Consider the following 14,894-nt stretch of genomic DNA (forward strand, 5'->3'; position numbering starts at 1 on the left):
CTCGGGGACGCGAGCGTCGAATCTCAGCACCCCCGGGCACTGAGCAATCTGGCACCGGGGTGCCGAACGCCGAAGGGTTGCTGAGATTCAGGCCACCTCGGCGTAGACGCCGAAGAACGGTTCACCCGCCCGGTTCGTCGCCCTCGTCGCGGCGAGCGTCGTGAGCAGACTGCCGGTGCGCTCGCCGGTGGTCGGATCGAGGTCGATGACCGCGCAGCGCGGGACCGGTCCGCCGATGCGCAACCGCAGTCCGTCGACGGTCCCGCGCACGGTCATCACCCGTCCCAGCCACGTCTCCTCGGCGAACGGCTCGTCCGTGTCGACGAGCAGTGTCGCCCGGAAGCGGTGGAACAGATCGGTCACCGCCGCACCCCCTGCCACCTCGGCGAGGGAGGCGGTGGCGACGATCGTCAGCGGCTGGCCGAAGACGACGCCGCCGCGCGGGGCCTCGGCCAGGCGCACCGGCCGCCCCAGATGCGTCGAGAACAGCTCATCGTGACCGCCTCCGGTGAACGTCAGGTCGACCGCCCGACCCCAGTAGTCGCAGGTGAGCGTCTCACCGGTGGGCTCAGGAACCGCAGTCACCGCACTGCCGTCGGGGAGCACCGTCTCCAGCGCCTCACCCTGCATCCGCGCGACGACGGCGAGCAGCGAAGGATTCTGCACGGTCCGCAGCACGCGCCGGGTGCGCATGTCGACGAGGCAGAAGCGCCGATCACCGAGCGGACCGGCCGCATCGAAGCGAGCCTTCGGCTGCACGAGGTGCCGTGTGCCCTTGATCGGCGAGAAGCCGACGGCACGGACATCGAGAACGTCGTCGTCCACCTCGGCGACCCCCTCCCATTCCATCCTTCGAACATCTGCGTCCCACACTAGGTGATGATCCGCGCCCGCACCGCGCCGCCACTAGGCTGATGAGCAGCCGTGCACCGACCACCAAGGAGCTTGCACATGCCGAAGATCACCATCGGCCTCGGAATCATCCTCATCCTTTTGGGCGTCATCGGATGGCTCGCCACCGGTATGGCGAGCTGGACCGCGCTCATCCCCGCGATCCTCGGTCTCATCATCGCGATCTGCGGGTGGATCGGGATCCGCCGCCCGAAGATCGGCATCCACATCGCCCTCGTCGTCGCCCTCCTCGGCGTCTTCGGCACGTTCATGAACGTCCTCAAGCTCGGCGATCTCTTCGCCGGCACCGCCGAGCGTCCGGCCGCCGTCATCATCAGCACGGTGACGTTCGTCCTGCTCATCATCTACATCATCCTCGGCATCCGCTCGTTCATCGCCGCTCGCAGGAACCCGACCGCCGCCTGAGTCCCGACCGTCCGGTCAACCGGACGCCAGCAGGTCGTCCGGCATCTTTGCATCCCGACCGCCTCGCCGCATCCCCGCGCCGAGGCGGTCGTCTGCGTTCCGGTGCGATCCGCCCGTCCGTCGTGCCCCGGCACGGCCTATCGTCGTGTCACGGGCGGACGCTAGCCTGTCAGTGACCGTGCATGTGCACGACGATCAAGGAGGATCGCATGTCGAACAACACCCCCGCCGCCGCACCGAACACCGCTGCCCCGTCCGCCGCTCTGCCCGCCGAGAGACCGAATTCCGCGCTCGTCGTCATCGACGCCCAGTATGCTGCGTTGGCCGCAGCCTGGAACGCCGCCGAGGTGGTCGCGACGATCGCCGACCTCGTCGAGCGTGCCCGACAGTCCGGGACCGAGGTCGTGTGGGTCCGCCACAGCTCCGCCGGGCTTCCGCCGGGCTTCCGCCGGGCTCCGACCAATGGCAGATCGTCGAGGAGCTCATCCCGGCAGAGGGAGAGGCGATCGTCGAGAAGACCCATGCAAGCAGCTTCGAGGACACCGACTTCGACGAGGTGCTCGCAGGCCGGGGCATCGGCCACCTCATCGTCACCGGGGCCCAGTCGGACTGCTGTGTGCGCTCGACGATCCACGGCGGATTCGCGTGCGGCTATGACGTCACGCTCGTCTCCGACGCCCACACGACCGAGGATCTCACCGAGTGGGGCGCACCGCCGCCCCAGGACGTCGTCTCTCACACCAACCTCTTCTGGACCTTCGAATCCGGTCCCGGACGACAGGCGCGGGTGCAGGAGTCCGCGGAGGTCGACTTCGGGGTTCGGTGACTGAACCGGATCTGACTGCACCGGAGCTGACTGAACCGGTCCATCGGCGCGTGCGCCCCAGCGACGCTGCAGCGTTACGGCACGGGTCGAGCTGCACTGGCGGCACGCCACGGCGCTGGCCGCACGCCACGGCGCGGGCCTCTCGCTCCGTCTGCGCCACGACGCCTGCGCCGACGCCCGTAGGCCAGCGCCGCGCCCGGGTGACGGCCCTTCTGCGATCATGGATCCATGAGCGAAGACCCGCGCAGCATCGAACTGACCCGCATCGCAGAGAACCACTACCGTGCGACCGCTCCGAACGGCGCGAGCATCGAATTCGGCCGTGGCGAGGGTCTGATGACGCCCGTCGAACTCCTGCTCGCCGCCGTCGCCGGGTGTTCGTCGATCGACGTCGACACAGTGACGAGCCGGCGGACGGAGCCGACGCGCTTCGACGTGCGAGCGAGCGCGGACAAGGTCGTCGAGGACGGCGCGAACCGGCTCGAGAACGTCCACCTCGACTTCGACCTCGCGTTCCCCGACGACGAGGCCGGCCGCAGGGCCGATACCCAGATCGAGAAGCTCGTCGCCCTCTCCCACGACAAGTACTGCACGGTCTCGCGCACCATCGAGCATCCGACGCCCGTCGATGTGAGGATCCACCGCGACTGACACCGCCGATGGCCGATCGGCCCCGCGGGGTTGCTCACACGCGAGGCCCGCCGCTTCCGCTGAGGTTCCGCACTGGTTCGCCGCCCGGACGGGCAGGCTCAGCTCGCGAGCAGCCGCTTCTTCTCCACCTCGATGTCATAGTCGGCCGGCGGCCACTGCGGATCGATCGCTGAGAGGGCATCGATGAGGAGGCGCTGGACGGCGAGGCGCGCGTACCACTTCCGGTTCGCAGGTACGACATACCAGGGAGCGATGGCCGTCGAGGTCCGTTCGAAGACGTCCTGGTAGGCCTCCATGTACGCAGGCCAGAGCAGGCGCTCGTCGACATCGCCGGGGTTGTACTTCCAGTGCTTGTCCGGCCGGTCGAGGCGTTCGAGGAGGCGGTCGCGCTGCTCCTCGGGCGAGATGTGGAGCATGACCTTGATGATGACGACGCCCGCCTCGGCGAGTTCGGCCTCGAAGGCGTTGATCGCGTCGTAGCGGCGTTCGATCTCCGCCGGATCGGCGAGGCTGCGAACCTTGCCGATGAGCACGTCCTCGTAGTGGGAGCGGTCGAAGACGCCGATCATCCCCGGACGGGGCACCCGCTTGCGGATCCGCCAGAGGAAGTCGTGGGCGAGCTCCTCCTCGGTGGGCTTCTTGAACGCGGCGAGTTCGACACCCTGCGGGTCGACGGATCCGACGACGTGGCGGACGATCCCGCCCTTGCCCGCCGTGTCCATCGCCTGAAGGACGAGGAGGACGGCAGGCCCTGAGTCCTTGTCATGGTGCGCCGCGAAGAGACGCTCCTGCAGATCGTCGAGGTTCGGGGCGGCCGCGGCGAGATCCCGCTGACCGCTCTTCTTCTCACCCTCGTAGCCGGGTGTCGACTCCGGATCGACATCGCCGAGGCGGAATCCCTCTCCGACGTGCAACAGTGGGCCGGGGTCCTGCGTCCAATGGCTGCTCATGCGAACATCTTCGCAGGTGGGTGACCCAGCGTCCACACCGACATCGAGCACCCCGCAGTGACCGCCCTGCCCGCCGCGACTCTGGGCAAGGCGCCTTCCCATGCCCTACCCTTGAACCAACCTTCACAGCGGCGGGAGGAGTGTGCCCATGGACGACGATCTGCTCATCGTCGAAGAGCTCATGCTCCTCCTGCTCGCCGACGACGGCACCGCGATCGCCGGAGCCAATGTCCTCCACTGCCTTCTGCCTGCTGCGATCTTCGTCGAACTCGCCCTCACCGCGCGCCTCGACGTCCACTCCCACCGCCGTTCCGCCGGCACCCTCATCCATGCCCGGCGCACAAGCCCGGATCCGGCGATCGATCCGCTGCTCGCCGAGGCGCTGCGGGCGATGGGCACGCGGGAGCATTCGGCGTACGGGCTCGTCTCCGCCCTCGGGATCGACGTCCGACAGCCCGTCCTCGACCGCCTCGCCCGCCGCGGACTCATCATCCGGGAGACGAGGAAGATCCTCGGCGTGCTGCCGGTGACCCGATGGCCTGCCGCCGACTCCCGCGCCGAGGCGCCGCTGCGCGATCGCGTCACCGCCGTCCTCGACGGTGATGCCGACCCCGACGCGCGAACGGCGGGGATCATCGCGCTCGTCTCCGCCTCCCAGGTCTACGTCCAGCTGCAGCCGCGGATGCCGTGGACTGCGGGGGTGGCGAAGCGTCTGCGTGCGATCGAAACGGGAGAGGTCACCGCCCCCGGCACGACACAGGAGTCGAGGGAGATCACCGAGGAGCTCGCGAAGGCCGTGCGCGCCCTGACCTCCTCGGCCACCTCGGCGCCGATCCTCTGACTGAGGTACCCCCTCAGTCCGGGCGACGGAACACCGAGGGCAGCCGTTTCCGTCGGGACCGCCCCTCCTTCGCGCGGAACGACCACTGCCGCATCGGCTGCGGCACCCGCCACTGCAGCTTCCACGCGAGCATCCGGAACCCGAAGGCGAGCGCGGCGATGAGCACCGCGGTGACGCCGCCGAGGACGCCCGTGCGGTCGGCGATGATCGTCAGACCCGACCCGAAGAGAGCGGGGATGAGGTAGAGGTCGGTGCCGCTGAAGATCGCCGGGTCCTCGTTCGCGACGACGTCACGCAGCAGTCCGCCGCCGCACGCGGTGAGCGCCCCCATGAGCAGAGCCACCGGTGCCGCTGACCCAGCGTCGAGCGCGATCGCGGTGCCGGTGAGGCTGAAGAGGCCCATCCCCATGGCATCGAAGACGATGATCCAGATCCGCGCCCGCAGGGTGTGCCGCCCGAGCAGGTAGACGATGAGCGTCGCGAGCAGCGGCGGCGCGAAGTAGACGGGGTGGGCGATCGCGTTGGGCACACGGTCGAGGAGGATGTCGCGGATGATGCCGCCGCCGATGCCGGCGAGCATCCCGAGGACGAGCCCGCCGGTGATGTCGAATCCGCGCCGGGCGGCAAGCAGCACACCGGAGATCGCGAACACGAACGTGCCCATGAGGTCGAGCACGAGCAGGACGATCGCGACGAATGACACACCGACTCCTTGATCCGGGCCGCAGCCACTCGCGGCGCTCCCGCCACCACTGTAGTGCGGCTGATGAGAACCCGGCGGCGTGACCCACATGCCCACGGTGACCCTCACATCCTCGGCGGCGCCGCTAGGCTGGCCCCATGACCGAGCACACAACGCCGTCCGGTGAGCCCACCGTCGTCCTCATCCACGGAGCGTTCGCGAACTCGCTGACCTTCGCCCCGCTCCAGGCGGCGCTGGCCGGCCACGGCGTCCGCTCGGCGGCGCTCGACCTGCCGGGTCACGGCTTCGCCGCGTCCGTTCCCGCCGGCTACCATTCACCGCAGGATCTCTCCACCCTCGCCACCTCACCGAGTGCGATGGCCGGAGTGAGTCTGGACGATGCCGTCGACAGCCTCGCCGAGGCGCTGGTGAGCTTCCGGAGGTTCGGACCCGTCATCGTCCTCGCCCACAGCCGCGGCGGTGTCGCCCTCACCGCGCTCGCCAACGCCCACCCGGAGCTTGTCGACCATCTCGTCTATGTCTCGGCGTGGGCTCCCGTCGACCTCGAGGCCACCGCGTACAACGGGGAGCCGGAGATGGCGGGGGTCGACTCCACGGTCCTCGCATCCCTGCTCGTCGGGAATCCGGCCGAGCTCGGGGCGCTGCGCTGCAACTTCCGCGCCGCCGCCGGCGAGCAACTGGCCGCGCTCAAGAACCTCTTCGCCGCCGACCGCAGCGACGACGAGTTCCTCACCTTCCTCAGCACCTTCCAGACCGATGAGGGACTCGACGCGGGCGGTGCCGACGATCGGGCGCACGCGGGCACGTGGGGGACGATCCCACGGACGTACGTCCGCCTCGACGAGGATCGGTCGATCCCTCCGGCGATGCAGGACCGCCTCATCGCCGAGGGCGACGCGCTCACCCCCGACAACCCCTACCGGGTGCGGACGCTGCCGACCTCGCATCTGGGATGGCTCATCGACCCCGCCGAAGCGGCAGCGCAGATCGCGGACATCGTCGCCGAGGTGCGGGCCGGGTGATCACGCCGACATCGGCCGAGTGATCACGTCGACACCGGCCGGGTGAGCGCGCTCAGCGCAGCCGACCCGAGCCGAGGCGGCGAGAGTGTTCAGCTGAGCAGGAAGTTGTCGGGGTTCTTGTAGGCCTCGATCTCGACGCTCGGGGTGCCCATCCCCTTGAGCAGCTTCGAGATCGGGCAGCGGGCGTGGGCGCGGGCCGCGTACTTCTCCGCGTCCGCATCCGAGACCCCGTCGATCGAGACGTACGCGCGGGGGACGAAGTAGTAGCCGCCGGACTTGTCCCGGTGGAGGTCGACCTCGCAGCGGACCCGGGAGAGGGCCTCGAGGTCGTTGACGGCGAGGACCACTTTGAGGGTCTCGCCGAGGCAGGTGCTCCACGCCATCGCGAGGAACTGCTCCGGATTGCTGCCGAGCTCCGTGTGGGAGGTGGGCGCTGTGGCCAGGGTCGGGCCGTCCTCGACCCTCACCTCTCCCGAGGTGCCGCCGAGGTTCTCCACCTTCGCGGTGTAGATGGGAGCGTTGGCGCCTTTGGGTGCGTCGTCCGAGTCTTCGCGGCGTGCCTGCGGCTCGGCGTATCCGGGGTTCTCAGTCATTGATCCATGTTACGACGGCGAAGAGACACGCGGCTGAACGTTTCGTGAAATGGAGACGCCCGTCCGGCCCCACCCGCGGACCATCCCGGCTGATCCGACGCCCGCTCGGCTGATGCGACGCCCGTCCGGCTCATCCGCAGCCCGCCCGGCTCCGAACTCCTCGCATGAGACCACTTCTGCGCTCGGTCCGCTGGCTGCCCGTCCTCCTCGGCGCCGCCGCGGCCCTCGTCCTCTTCGGCCTCGCCGACCTCATCGCCCGGTTCATCGGCCCGAACTCCGCGCCGCTGCTCGCTCTCGGTCAGGCGATCATCCCGCTCACCCCGACGAGCATCATCAAACCGGTCATCGCGATCTTCGGCGACAACGACAAGCTCGTCCTCGTCGCCACGGTCGGACTCGGCGCACTCGTGCTCGGCGGCCTCATCGGCTGGTTCGGGTCAGTGCGACCGCGGGCGGCCCTCGCCGCCTTCACCCTCGCCGGGCTCGTCCCCGCGGTCGTCGTGCTCACCGCACCCGGTGCGCGCCTCCTCGACCTCGTGCCCACTCTCCTCGGGCTCGTGGTCGGGCTCGTCGTCCTCGGACTCGGACTGCGGATGGAGGATCGGTCCCCCGCCGCCGGTGACGCTGCCCCGACCCCCGCCGAGGCGGTCGTCCCGCCCCGGGTCACCGACGATACCGCCCCGAGCGCTCCCCCACCCGTCACCCGGCTCCTCACCCGCAGCCCATCACGGCAGCGGCCGACCTCGCGCCGCCGCTTCCTCGCCCTCACCGGCACGGCGGCAGTGATCGGCGCGATCGGCGTCGCAACAGGGCAGTCGCTTGTCACCCTGACGCGCGAGGCCGGTGCCGCCGCGGCGAACTTCGTCCTCCCCCGCGCCGCGCGGAGGGCACGGCCGATCCCATCCGAGGCCAGCCTCGGCGTCGAGGGGATCGAACCATTCATCACCGACCAGAAGGACTTCTACCGCATCGACACCGTGCTCGCCCCGCCGACGATCGATCCTCGCACCTGGTCCCTGCGGATCCACGGAATGGTCGAGAACGAGGTGACGCTCACGATGGACGAGCTCCTCGCGCTTCCGCTCGAAGAGCAGCACACGACGCTCACCTGCGTCTCGAACCCGGTGGGAGGGGATCTCGTCGGGACGGCGACGTGGCTCGGCTACCCCGTTCGCGAACTCCTCCGCCGGGCACGGCCGCAGCCGGGAGCGGACATGGTCCTCTCGAAGTCCGACGACGGCTTCTCGGCCTCGACCCCGCTCGAGGCGATGCTCGATGATCGCGACGCCCTCCTCGCAGTCGGAATGAACGGGCAGCCGCTCACGCCCGTGCACGGCTTCCCCGCCCGGCTCGTCGTCGCCGGACTCTACGGCTTCGTCTCAGCGACGAAGTGGGTGACCGAACTCGAGGTCACCCGCTTCGATCGGGCGGAGGCGTACTGGACGCAGAGAGGGTGGGACGCGAAGGCACCGATCCTCGTCGCCTCGCGCATCGACGTCCCCCGCCCCCTCGCCCGGGTCGCCGCAGGCACCGTCGTCGCCGGCGGTTCGGCGTGGGCGCAGACGCGCGGGATCGAGCGGGTCGAGGTCCGCCTCGACGACGGCGACTGGACGCAGGCCCAGCTCGGCGCCGACGTCAGCGACGACACGTGGCGGCAGTGGCGGGCGGAGTTCCCCGACGTCGGTGCGGGCACGCACGCGATCACGGTCCGCGCCGTCGACGGTGAGGGCACGGTGCAGACGGCCGAGCGGCGGGAGTCGATCCCGAACTCCGCGACCGGTCATCACCGGATCCAGTTCACCGTCGAATGAGAACTGAGATCAGCGAAAGAGATTTCTTCCTCAACCACCCATCCAGAACCCGCCCGGCTGCGAACCCCGGGTACACAGCAGGACACACAAGCGCTGTGTCGACCAGAGAACCGCACCACAGTGAAACAAGGAGAAGAACGATGAAGACACTTCGCACCCGCACTGCCACACTCCTCTCGGCCGGCGCGATCGGTATCCTCGCACTTTCGGGCTGCTCGGGCACCGGCAGCGGCTCGGAGGGCGGCGGCTCGGAGACCGAGTCGAGCGAGTCCGCGGAGACCTCCGCGCCGGCCTCGGAGGAGGCGATGGCCGACTCCGAGCTCGTCGGATCCGGCTGCGCCGCCTACGCCGAGCAGAACCCCGATGGGGCCGGCTCCGTCGAGGGCATGGCTCAGGACCCGGTGGCCACCGCCGCGTCGAACAACCCGATGCTCTCGACGCTCACCGACGCCGTCTCGGGCAAGCTCAACCCGGACGTCAACCTCGTCGACACGCTCAACGGCGACGAATTCACCGTCATCACCCCGGTCAACGACGCCTTCGAGAAGATCCCCAAGGACGACCTCGATGCGCTCGCCGGCAACGCCGACGAACTGACGAAGGTGCTCACCTACCACGTCATCCCCGGCCAGCTCTCGCCGGACGAGGTCGTCGGTGAGCAGGAGACCGTCGAGGGTTCGAAGGTCAAGATCGGCGGCAGCGGCGACGACCTCACGTTCGATGACGCCAAGCTCGTCTGCGGCGGTGTGAAGACGGCGAACGCGACCGTCTACATGGTCGACAGCGTGCTCATGCCTCCGAAGTGAGACACGCCTGCGCCTTCCCCGCAAGGCGCGCACAGGCCTCCCAATTGAGGGATGGGAGGAGTCGCCGGGGGCCGCGACCCCAGTGGTCCGGCCTCCGGCGGCATCGGCCTTTCCCTCACCGGATGCGGGCCCTCCGGGTCCCGTTCCGAGGCGCAGCTTCCCCACCCGCAGCCGGTGTCTTCGCCCCGCACTCCCGGGATGTCGCCCCGCCACCTCAGGCGGAGATGACATGATGGGAACATGACTTCCCATGACCCTGGCGCGCAGGGAGACGCACCGCCTGGTCAGAGCATCGACTCGACCCCGGCGTCGGATCCCTGCGGTCGACTCCTCGTCGAGGTGGCCGCCGGCGACCGCGAGGCCTTCGAGGAGCTCTTCGTCTCCCAGTCCCCCGTCCTCATGGCAGTGATCATGCGGATCGTGATGAGCCGCTCGCTCGCCGAGGAGGTCCTCCAGGAGTGCTTCGCCGAGGTGTGGGCAAGGGCCCGCAGCTTCGATCCCGGCCGCGGCACCGGCCGGGCGTGGCTCGTGACGATGTGCCGCCGCCGCGCGATCGACTGCGTGCGCAGCGTGCAGGCCTCCCGTGACCGGGACGTCGCCGACGGCCTGCGCCAGGCCGCCACCGTCGATGAGGAGGTAGAACAGACAGTCATCAGCAAAGCAGAGTCGGATCGCACAGTCTCAGCCCTCAAGCTTCTGCCCGACGACCAATCGACGCCGATCGTCATGGCGTTCTATCAGGGGAAGACCCACGCTCAGATCTCAGAGGAGCTCGGAGTCCCCCTGGGCACGATCAAATCGAGGATCAGAGACGGAATGAAGAAGCTGCGAAGAGACTTGGAGGCGAGCCGATGAACGCAGATCGTGACTATCTGGCCGCCGGATTGGCCCTGGGTGGGCTGAGCGAGAGCGAACTCGCCGAGGCGCGCGCCCTCGCCGACACCGACGCCGACTTCCGCGCCGAGGTCGACGCGTACACCGACACCGCCGCCCTCATGGCGATGTCCGACGAGCCCCAGACCGTGAGCGAGGAGACCCGCTCGGCGATCCTCTCCCTGCCCGATACCGTGGCACAGGAGGACAGTGCTGCCGATGCCGGTCCCGCCGAGACGGCCGACCGTTCGCCGGCACAACTCCGCGACGTCTCCCGTCCCGCCGAGACCGGTCAGACGGAATCCGCCCCGACCGGGCCTGCGGCGGCGGGCAACGGGTCCGCGGCCCCGGAATTGGCAGGCACCCCCGCCACTGCGGGCGCCGCACCCGCGAAGCCGCGAGACGACCAGCCCGTCGACCTCGCCGAGCGTCGCCGCCGGCGCGCCTGGCTGCCGTGGGCGGCCGCAGCGGCCGCGGTGGCCCTCGTCATCGCTGGCTTCGGCGTCAACGCGTGGCAGACCCAGCAGCGACAGTACGCGCTCCAGGAACGCCTCGACCGCACCGAGAAGACGCTCGAGGACACCACCCGGCTGATGACGGCGCCCGACCTCAAGACGTCGACGGCCGAGCTGCCCGACGGCGGGTCGGTCACCGTGGTCTCCTCGGAGACGGAACAGGTCATCCGCGTGTCCGCGCGCGATGTCGAAGCGCCGAGCGGTTCGGACCTGCAGATGTGGGTCATCGACGCCGACGGCCCCGAGAGTGCGGGCCTGATGTCCGGTGCCGGCGCGCAGATCGACGATCGCACGTTCACCGCGGGCAGCCAGTTCGGCATCACCGTCGAGCCCTCCGGCGGGTCGCCGCAGCCGACGAGCGATCCCATCGTCGCAGTCGAACTGTAGTCAGCCGGCGAGCTCGGCGAGGTCCATCGTTGCGCCCGGGCGTTCCCGGAATGCGCCCCTGACCAGGGACGACAGTCCTTCTATGTAAGTTGAGCGCATCCGCGCTTCATCGCGCCCGGAGACGATCCTCGCCACCGCGCTGCGGGCGAGCAGGAGGGCCGCCTCGGCGATCACGGCGGTACCCGCAGGTGACACGGCCTCGAGTCCCCAGGCCCGCGCGACCCTCTCGTAGACCGCACGCACTCTGGCGGAGTCCTCGGAGTCGATCCGGTCGAGCACCTCGGCGAGTTCCGGTGTCGGGGCATCGAGGGCCACCGCCTGGAAGCGGACGAAGGCGCGCCAGCGATCTGAGCCGAGGAGGATGTCGAGCTCTTCGTCGGCGGCGAGTGCGATGAAGCGGGCCGCGCTCTCCACCCGAGAAGGATCAGTGGACCGCGCATCGGACTCCGATGTACCCGACGCCTGTGCCGAGGATTCCCCGTCGCCGTCCTCCGGTTCGACGACCTCACGGGCGAGCGCGAGGGCGCGATCGGCACCGAGGGTCGCCATCGCGTGTCCGGCGAGGCACTGCTCGAGGGCGAACGCACTGAACGCCGACCTCCCCGACCAGATCCGGTAGGCCGAGGCACGGGAGACGCCGGCGCTCTCAAGGATGGCCTCCATAGGGATCTCCGGCCACACGGCGATGCCGTGGTGGGCGACGAAGTCGACGACCGCCTCGGCGACGAGGGATCGCGTTTCCTCGGTGGTCCGGTGCGTTCGCGGCATGGGAACCCCTTGACTTGAGACATGATGCCTCTTTAGGCTACCAGTACGAGTTGAGACATGACATCTCAGCACTCTCGGGACTCTGGAGGACATCATGATCCGCACCCGCACCGCCGCCCTCATCGGCGGACCTGCCAGCGCCGCAGCCATTGTCGCCACCGCCGCCTCGGCGGGACAGGTGGGCCCGGCGCTCGCAGGAGCATACGCCTATCCGAACGCCTCAGGCATCGGCCTCGACGAGGCGGTATCGATGACACTGACCTATCTCTTCGTCCTGGCCGGCACCGGGCTGATCGTCGCCTTCGCATATCTCCTCATCCACCCCTTGGCGCGGTCCCGTGTCGGATGGTGGATCGCACTGGGGTTGAGCGCCCTCGGTCTTGCGGTCGCGGCCTACAACGCCGTACAGGTGGAGATCCCCCCGATCGTCAAAGTCGTGTTCTTCCTGCCGCCGCTAGCCGGAATCGCCTGGCTCGCGATCTCACGGCAGGGGATTCGGGCGGAGGACCGAGTGCGCACCGGTGACTGAGCAGGCGCTCAGCGGAAACGCGCAGTCTCGACCGCACCTGGCCGTGTCCACCGCGCGGGTCCGCAACAGGCTCCACCACGCGGCGGAGGCCAATCCGCACAGAGGCGGATGTCTCCGGGGTCGGCACTGCCTAAGCTGGAGGCATGGCAGATCCGATCACCCTCGAAGAGCGGCGACCGCGCGTCGGGGACTGGTACCTCGTCGCAGCCCTCGCCATCGGCTCATCGGTCTTCGCCGCGCTCTACGATGCCGGCGGCTTCTGGCCCTTCGAGGTCCCACTCTGGGTGGCCTGCACGGCATCGGTCGCCGTCGCCCTGCCCCTGCCGTGGCGCCGACTCCACCCGAGTGTCACCGCGTGGCTGATCTCGGCGATCTACGTCACCGCCCAATTCCTCGGGGCGATGGAGCCCGGTGTCTCCCAGATCGCCCTCTTCATGGGCACGTATGCGATCGGAGCGTGGCAGAGCGACCGCCGCTCGGCGTTCCTCTCCCGCCTCCTGCTCTGCGTGGCGATCTTCGCCTCCCTCATCGTCGGTGCGGTCATCGAGCTCTCGAACCTCGGCAGCCTCACCGTCCTCCAGTATGCCGCGAACTCCGGCATCACCGTCCTCATCAACATCATCTTCTTCGGCGGCGCCTGGCTGTTCGGCGACCGGGCGTGGAATCAGCGTCTCCTCCTCGCCGAGCTCAGACGCGCCAACAACGAGGTCCGCCGCCAGGGCCGACAGCTCGCCGATCAGGCGCTCGACCTCGAGCGCGTCCGCATCGCCCGCGAACTCCACGACGGCGTCGCCCACCACATCGCCGGGGTGAGCATCCACGCGGCCGCAGCGCGGCGCAGCATGGAGCGCAACCCCGACCGGGCACGCGAGTCGCTGGGGATCATCGAATCCTCGACACGGGAGACCGTCGAGGAGCTGCGCACCCTCGTCCACACCCTCCGCGACTCCGGCAGCCCGACAGCCCCGACAACCGACGGCGCAGGCAATCCCGGTCTCGGCGACCTTCCTGAGCTCTTCGACAACGCGCGTCGGAACGGGCAGCGCCTCGAGTTCCGGACCCTCGGCGAGCCCCGTCCACTCACCCCGATCATGGAGCTCTCCGTCTATCGCGTGATCCAGGAGTCCCTGACGAACTGTCATCGCTACGCGGGGGCCGACGCCGAAGTGGAGGTGCGCCTGCGCTACTGCGATGCGGAACTCGAGGTCGAGGTCAGCGATGCACGTCGGCGCACCGCGTCCACCGGCCACCTCCCGGAGACCGATGCCGACGCCACCGTCTCCCACCACGCTCCCGGCCAGGAGACGGGCTCTGCCGCCTCGGTCGGCACAGGGCTCGGCATCATCGGGATGCGAGAACGCATGAGCGCCCTCGGCGGCACCCTCGAGGCCGGCCCGAAGTCACGCGGGGGCTGGCTCGTCCGGGCCCGCCTGCCCTATCCCCTCCGGAGCGGCAACCGCTCCGGGACGGTCGATGCGACCGACACCCCTGACCCGTCCGGGGACCCCGCTGTCGATGCCGCCTCGGCGAGGACCCCCGACGAACTCGCCCCAGCGGAGGTCAGCCCATGATCCGAGTCCTCCTCGTCGACGACCAGTCGATGGTCCGCACCGGCTTCCGCACGATCCTCGAGTCCGAGGACGACATCGTGGTCGTCGGTGAGGCCGAGAACGGGCAGGAGGCCGTCGATCGGGCCCTCGAACTCTCCCCCGACGTCATCTGCATGGACGTGCAGATGCCGGTCATGGACGGGCTCGCCGCGACCGCGGAGATCGTCCGTCGGGGCGCCGCCGGCGCCGTGCTCATGCTCACGACCTTCGACCGCGACGACTTCCTCTTCGACGCCCTCGCGGCGGGAGCGAGCGGATTCCTCCTCAAGACCGCACAGGCCGAACAGCTCATCGACGCCGTGGCCGCGCTCGCCGGCGGGGACGGTCTCCTCTCACCCGAGGTCACCCGCCGGGTCATCGAACGCTCCGTGAGCACTCCGGCGGCGAGCGCCGCCCCGGCGCCCGAGCTCGACTCTCTCACCGACCGCGAACACGAGGTGCTCCGCCTGCTCGCGACGGGTCTGAGCAACGCCGAGATCGCCGGGCAGCTCTTCCTCGGGGAGGCGACGGTGAAGACGCACGTGTCGAATGTGCTCGCGAAGCTCGGCATCCGCGACCGCACGCACGCGGTCATCTGGGCGTATGAGAACGGGGTCGTGAGAGTCGGCGAAGGCCGCGCGGACCGCTGACGGTCAGAGCGACGCGGGCCGTGAACGGTCCGGAGGAGCTCAGCCCGCTGAGGGTCCGGGGGC

16 protein-coding genes and 1 pseudogene are annotated in these 14,894 nt (G+C 69.5%); 12 read left to right on the top strand and 5 right to left on the bottom strand.

Annotated elements, in window-relative coordinates; all coding sequences use genetic code 11:
* Window positions 1-87 precede the first annotated feature (87 nt).
* Entirely contained in the window at window positions 88-849 is a 762-nt protein-coding gene (locus ACQ1RG_RS03800; protein WP_430600549.1) for an MOSC N-terminal beta barrel domain-containing protein, read from the bottom strand.
* A 102-nt stretch (window positions 850-951) separates the two neighbouring features.
* Between ACQ1RG_RS03800 and ACQ1RG_RS03805 the strand changes: the two genes are divergently transcribed.
* From ACQ1RG_RS03805 to ACQ1RG_RS03815, 3 genes and pseudogenes are all read left to right on the top strand, one after another.
* Window positions 952-1,317, top strand: coding sequence for a hypothetical protein (locus ACQ1RG_RS03805; RefSeq protein WP_009376654.1), 366 nt, complete (start codon window positions 952-954; stop codon window positions 1,315-1,317).
* A 209-nt stretch (window positions 1,318-1,526) separates the two neighbouring features.
* Window positions 1,527-2,143: pseudogene (locus ACQ1RG_RS03810) on the top strand (cysteine hydrolase family protein).
* Window positions 2,144-2,371: 228 nt separating this feature from the next.
* On the top strand, window positions 2,372-2,794 hold the full coding sequence (locus tag ACQ1RG_RS03815; RefSeq protein ID WP_009376656.1) for an OsmC family protein: 423 nt from the start codon (window positions 2,372-2,374) through the stop codon (window positions 2,792-2,794).
* A 98-nt stretch (window positions 2,795-2,892) separates the two neighbouring features.
* Here ACQ1RG_RS03815 and ACQ1RG_RS03820 read toward each other — a convergent pair whose 3' ends face one another.
* Window positions 2,893-3,744 carry a polyphosphate kinase 2 family protein gene (locus ACQ1RG_RS03820; protein WP_040341354.1) on the bottom strand — a complete coding sequence of 284 codons (852 nt, stop codon included), beginning with the start codon at window positions 3,742-3,744 and terminating at the stop codon, window positions 2,893-2,895.
* A gap of 148 nt (window positions 3,745-3,892) precedes the next feature.
* Here ACQ1RG_RS03820 and ACQ1RG_RS03825 point away from each other — a divergent pair, with 148 nt between their 5' ends.
* On the top strand, window positions 3,893-4,585 hold the full coding sequence (locus ACQ1RG_RS03825; RefSeq protein ID WP_009376658.1) for a GOLPH3/VPS74 family protein: 693 nt from the start codon (window positions 3,893-3,895) through the stop codon (window positions 4,583-4,585).
* Window positions 4,586-4,598: 13 nt separating this feature from the next.
* Here ACQ1RG_RS03825 and ACQ1RG_RS03830 read toward each other — a convergent pair whose 3' ends face one another.
* Window positions 4,599-5,288 carry a trimeric intracellular cation channel family protein gene (locus ACQ1RG_RS03830; protein WP_009376659.1) on the bottom strand — a complete coding sequence of 230 codons (690 nt, stop codon included), beginning with the start codon at window positions 5,286-5,288 and terminating at the stop codon, window positions 4,599-4,601.
* Between the two features lie 137 nt (window positions 5,289-5,425).
* Here ACQ1RG_RS03830 and ACQ1RG_RS03835 point away from each other — a divergent pair, with 137 nt between their 5' ends.
* A complete protein-coding gene (locus tag ACQ1RG_RS03835) occupies window positions 5,426-6,310 on the top strand; it encodes an alpha/beta hydrolase (RefSeq protein WP_430600550.1) in 885 nt (294 codons plus the stop codon).
* An 89-nt stretch (window positions 6,311-6,399) separates the two neighbouring features.
* On the opposite strand, the gene ACQ1RG_RS03840 is transcribed toward ACQ1RG_RS03835, so the two are convergent.
* Window positions 6,400-6,903 (bottom strand): OsmC family protein, encoded by a 504-nt coding sequence (locus tag ACQ1RG_RS03840; RefSeq protein ID WP_095375315.1) that lies wholly within the window; start codon window positions 6,901-6,903, stop codon window positions 6,400-6,402.
* 164 nt (window positions 6,904-7,067) lie between these two features.
* On the opposite strand from ACQ1RG_RS03840, the gene ACQ1RG_RS03845 reads away from it, so the two are divergent.
* The 4 genes from ACQ1RG_RS03845 to ACQ1RG_RS03860 all read left to right on the top strand — a co-directional run bounded on the left by ACQ1RG_RS03845 (window position 7,068) and on the right by ACQ1RG_RS03860 (window position 11,295).
* Window positions 7,068-8,714 carry a molybdopterin-dependent oxidoreductase gene (locus tag ACQ1RG_RS03845; RefSeq protein WP_430600551.1) on the top strand — a complete coding sequence of 549 codons (1,647 nt, stop codon included), beginning with the start codon at window positions 7,068-7,070 and terminating at the stop codon, window positions 8,712-8,714.
* A gap of 140 nt (window positions 8,715-8,854) precedes the next feature.
* Window positions 8,855-9,520 (top strand): fasciclin domain-containing protein, encoded by a 666-nt coding sequence (locus ACQ1RG_RS03850; protein WP_430600553.1) that lies wholly within the window; start codon window positions 8,855-8,857, stop codon window positions 9,518-9,520.
* A gap of 240 nt (window positions 9,521-9,760) precedes the next feature.
* Window positions 9,761-10,375, top strand: a complete 615-nt coding sequence (locus tag ACQ1RG_RS03855; protein WP_095375313.1) for a sigma-70 family RNA polymerase sigma factor — start codon at window positions 9,761-9,763, stop codon at window positions 10,373-10,375.
* A complete protein-coding gene (locus ACQ1RG_RS03860; RefSeq protein WP_190247395.1) occupies window positions 10,372-11,295 on the top strand; it encodes an anti-sigma factor in 924 nt (307 codons plus the stop codon). Before ACQ1RG_RS03855 ends, ACQ1RG_RS03860 begins: the two co-directional genes overlap by 4 nt.
* On the opposite strand, the gene ACQ1RG_RS03865 is transcribed toward ACQ1RG_RS03860, so the two are convergent.
* Window positions 11,296-12,063: a hypothetical protein gene (locus ACQ1RG_RS03865; RefSeq protein ID WP_259820019.1), complete on the bottom strand. Its 768-nt coding sequence runs from the start codon at window positions 12,061-12,063 to the stop codon at window positions 11,296-11,298. It lies immediately after the preceding gene.
* A gap of 94 nt (window positions 12,064-12,157) precedes the next feature.
* On the opposite strand from ACQ1RG_RS03865, the gene ACQ1RG_RS03870 reads away from it, so the two are divergent.
* The 3 genes from ACQ1RG_RS03870 to ACQ1RG_RS03880 all read left to right on the top strand — a co-directional run bounded on the left by ACQ1RG_RS03870 (window position 12,158) and on the right by ACQ1RG_RS03880 (window position 14,831).
* Complete coding sequence (locus ACQ1RG_RS03870) at window positions 12,158-12,592, top strand: hypothetical protein (protein ID WP_259820017.1); 435 nt, start codon at window positions 12,158-12,160, stop codon at window positions 12,590-12,592.
* A 143-nt stretch (window positions 12,593-12,735) separates the two neighbouring features.
* The gene (locus tag ACQ1RG_RS03875) at window positions 12,736-14,163 is read left to right on the top strand and encodes a sensor histidine kinase (RefSeq protein ID WP_430600554.1); all 1,428 of its coding nucleotides are present in this window, start codon (window positions 12,736-12,738) and stop codon (window positions 14,161-14,163) included.
* Window positions 14,160-14,831 carry a response regulator gene (locus tag ACQ1RG_RS03880; protein WP_009376666.1) on the top strand — a complete coding sequence of 224 codons (672 nt, stop codon included), beginning with the start codon at window positions 14,160-14,162 and terminating at the stop codon, window positions 14,829-14,831. Before ACQ1RG_RS03875 ends, ACQ1RG_RS03880 begins: the two co-directional genes overlap by 4 nt.
* Window positions 14,832-14,894 lie beyond the last annotated feature (63 nt).

Origin of the sequence: Brevibacterium sp. K72 (assembly GCF_050562175.1) — a bacterium.
Lineage (GTDB): Bacteria > Actinomycetota > Actinomycetes > Actinomycetales > Brevibacteriaceae > Brevibacterium > Brevibacterium casei.

Bases quoted from the DNA above. Each gene is read 5' to 3' on its own strand.
- ACQ1RG_RS03800 (WP_430600549.1), bottom strand. From the start codon at position 849: ATGGAATGGGAGGGGGTCGCCGAGGTGGACGACGACGTTCTCGATGTC.
- ACQ1RG_RS03805 (WP_009376654.1), top strand. From the start codon at position 952: ATGCCGAAGATCACCATCGGCCTCGGAATCATCCTCATCCTTTTGGGC.
- ACQ1RG_RS03815 (WP_009376656.1), top strand. From the start codon at position 2,372: ATGAGCGAAGACCCGCGCAGCATCGAACTGACCCGCATCGCAGAGAAC.
- ACQ1RG_RS03820 (WP_040341354.1), bottom strand. From the start codon at position 3,744: ATGAGCAGCCATTGGACGCAGGACCCCGGCCCACTGTTGCACGTCGGA.
- ACQ1RG_RS03825 (WP_009376658.1), top strand. From the start codon at position 3,893: ATGGACGACGATCTGCTCATCGTCGAAGAGCTCATGCTCCTCCTGCTC.
- ACQ1RG_RS03835 (WP_430600550.1), top strand. From the start codon at position 5,426: ATGACCGAGCACACAACGCCGTCCGGTGAGCCCACCGTCGTCCTCATC.
- ACQ1RG_RS03840 (WP_095375315.1), bottom strand. From the start codon at position 6,903: ATGACTGAGAACCCCGGATACGCCGAGCCGCAGGCACGCCGCGAAGAC.
- ACQ1RG_RS03845 (WP_430600551.1), top strand. From the start codon at position 7,068: ATGAGACCACTTCTGCGCTCGGTCCGCTGGCTGCCCGTCCTCCTCGGC.
- ACQ1RG_RS03850 (WP_430600553.1), top strand. From the start codon at position 8,855: ATGAAGACACTTCGCACCCGCACTGCCACACTCCTCTCGGCCGGCGCG.
- ACQ1RG_RS03855 (WP_095375313.1), top strand. From the start codon at position 9,761: ATGACTTCCCATGACCCTGGCGCGCAGGGAGACGCACCGCCTGGTCAG.
- ACQ1RG_RS03860 (WP_190247395.1), top strand. From the start codon at position 10,372: ATGAACGCAGATCGTGACTATCTGGCCGCCGGATTGGCCCTGGGTGGG.
- ACQ1RG_RS03865 (WP_259820019.1), bottom strand. From the start codon at position 12,063: ATGCCGCGAACGCACCGGACCACCGAGGAAACGCGATCCCTCGTCGCC.
- ACQ1RG_RS03870 (WP_259820017.1), top strand. From the start codon at position 12,158: ATGATCCGCACCCGCACCGCCGCCCTCATCGGCGGACCTGCCAGCGCC.
- ACQ1RG_RS03875 (WP_430600554.1), top strand. From the start codon at position 12,736: ATGGCAGATCCGATCACCCTCGAAGAGCGGCGACCGCGCGTCGGGGAC.
- ACQ1RG_RS03880 (WP_009376666.1), top strand. From the start codon at position 14,160: ATGATCCGAGTCCTCCTCGTCGACGACCAGTCGATGGTCCGCACCGGC.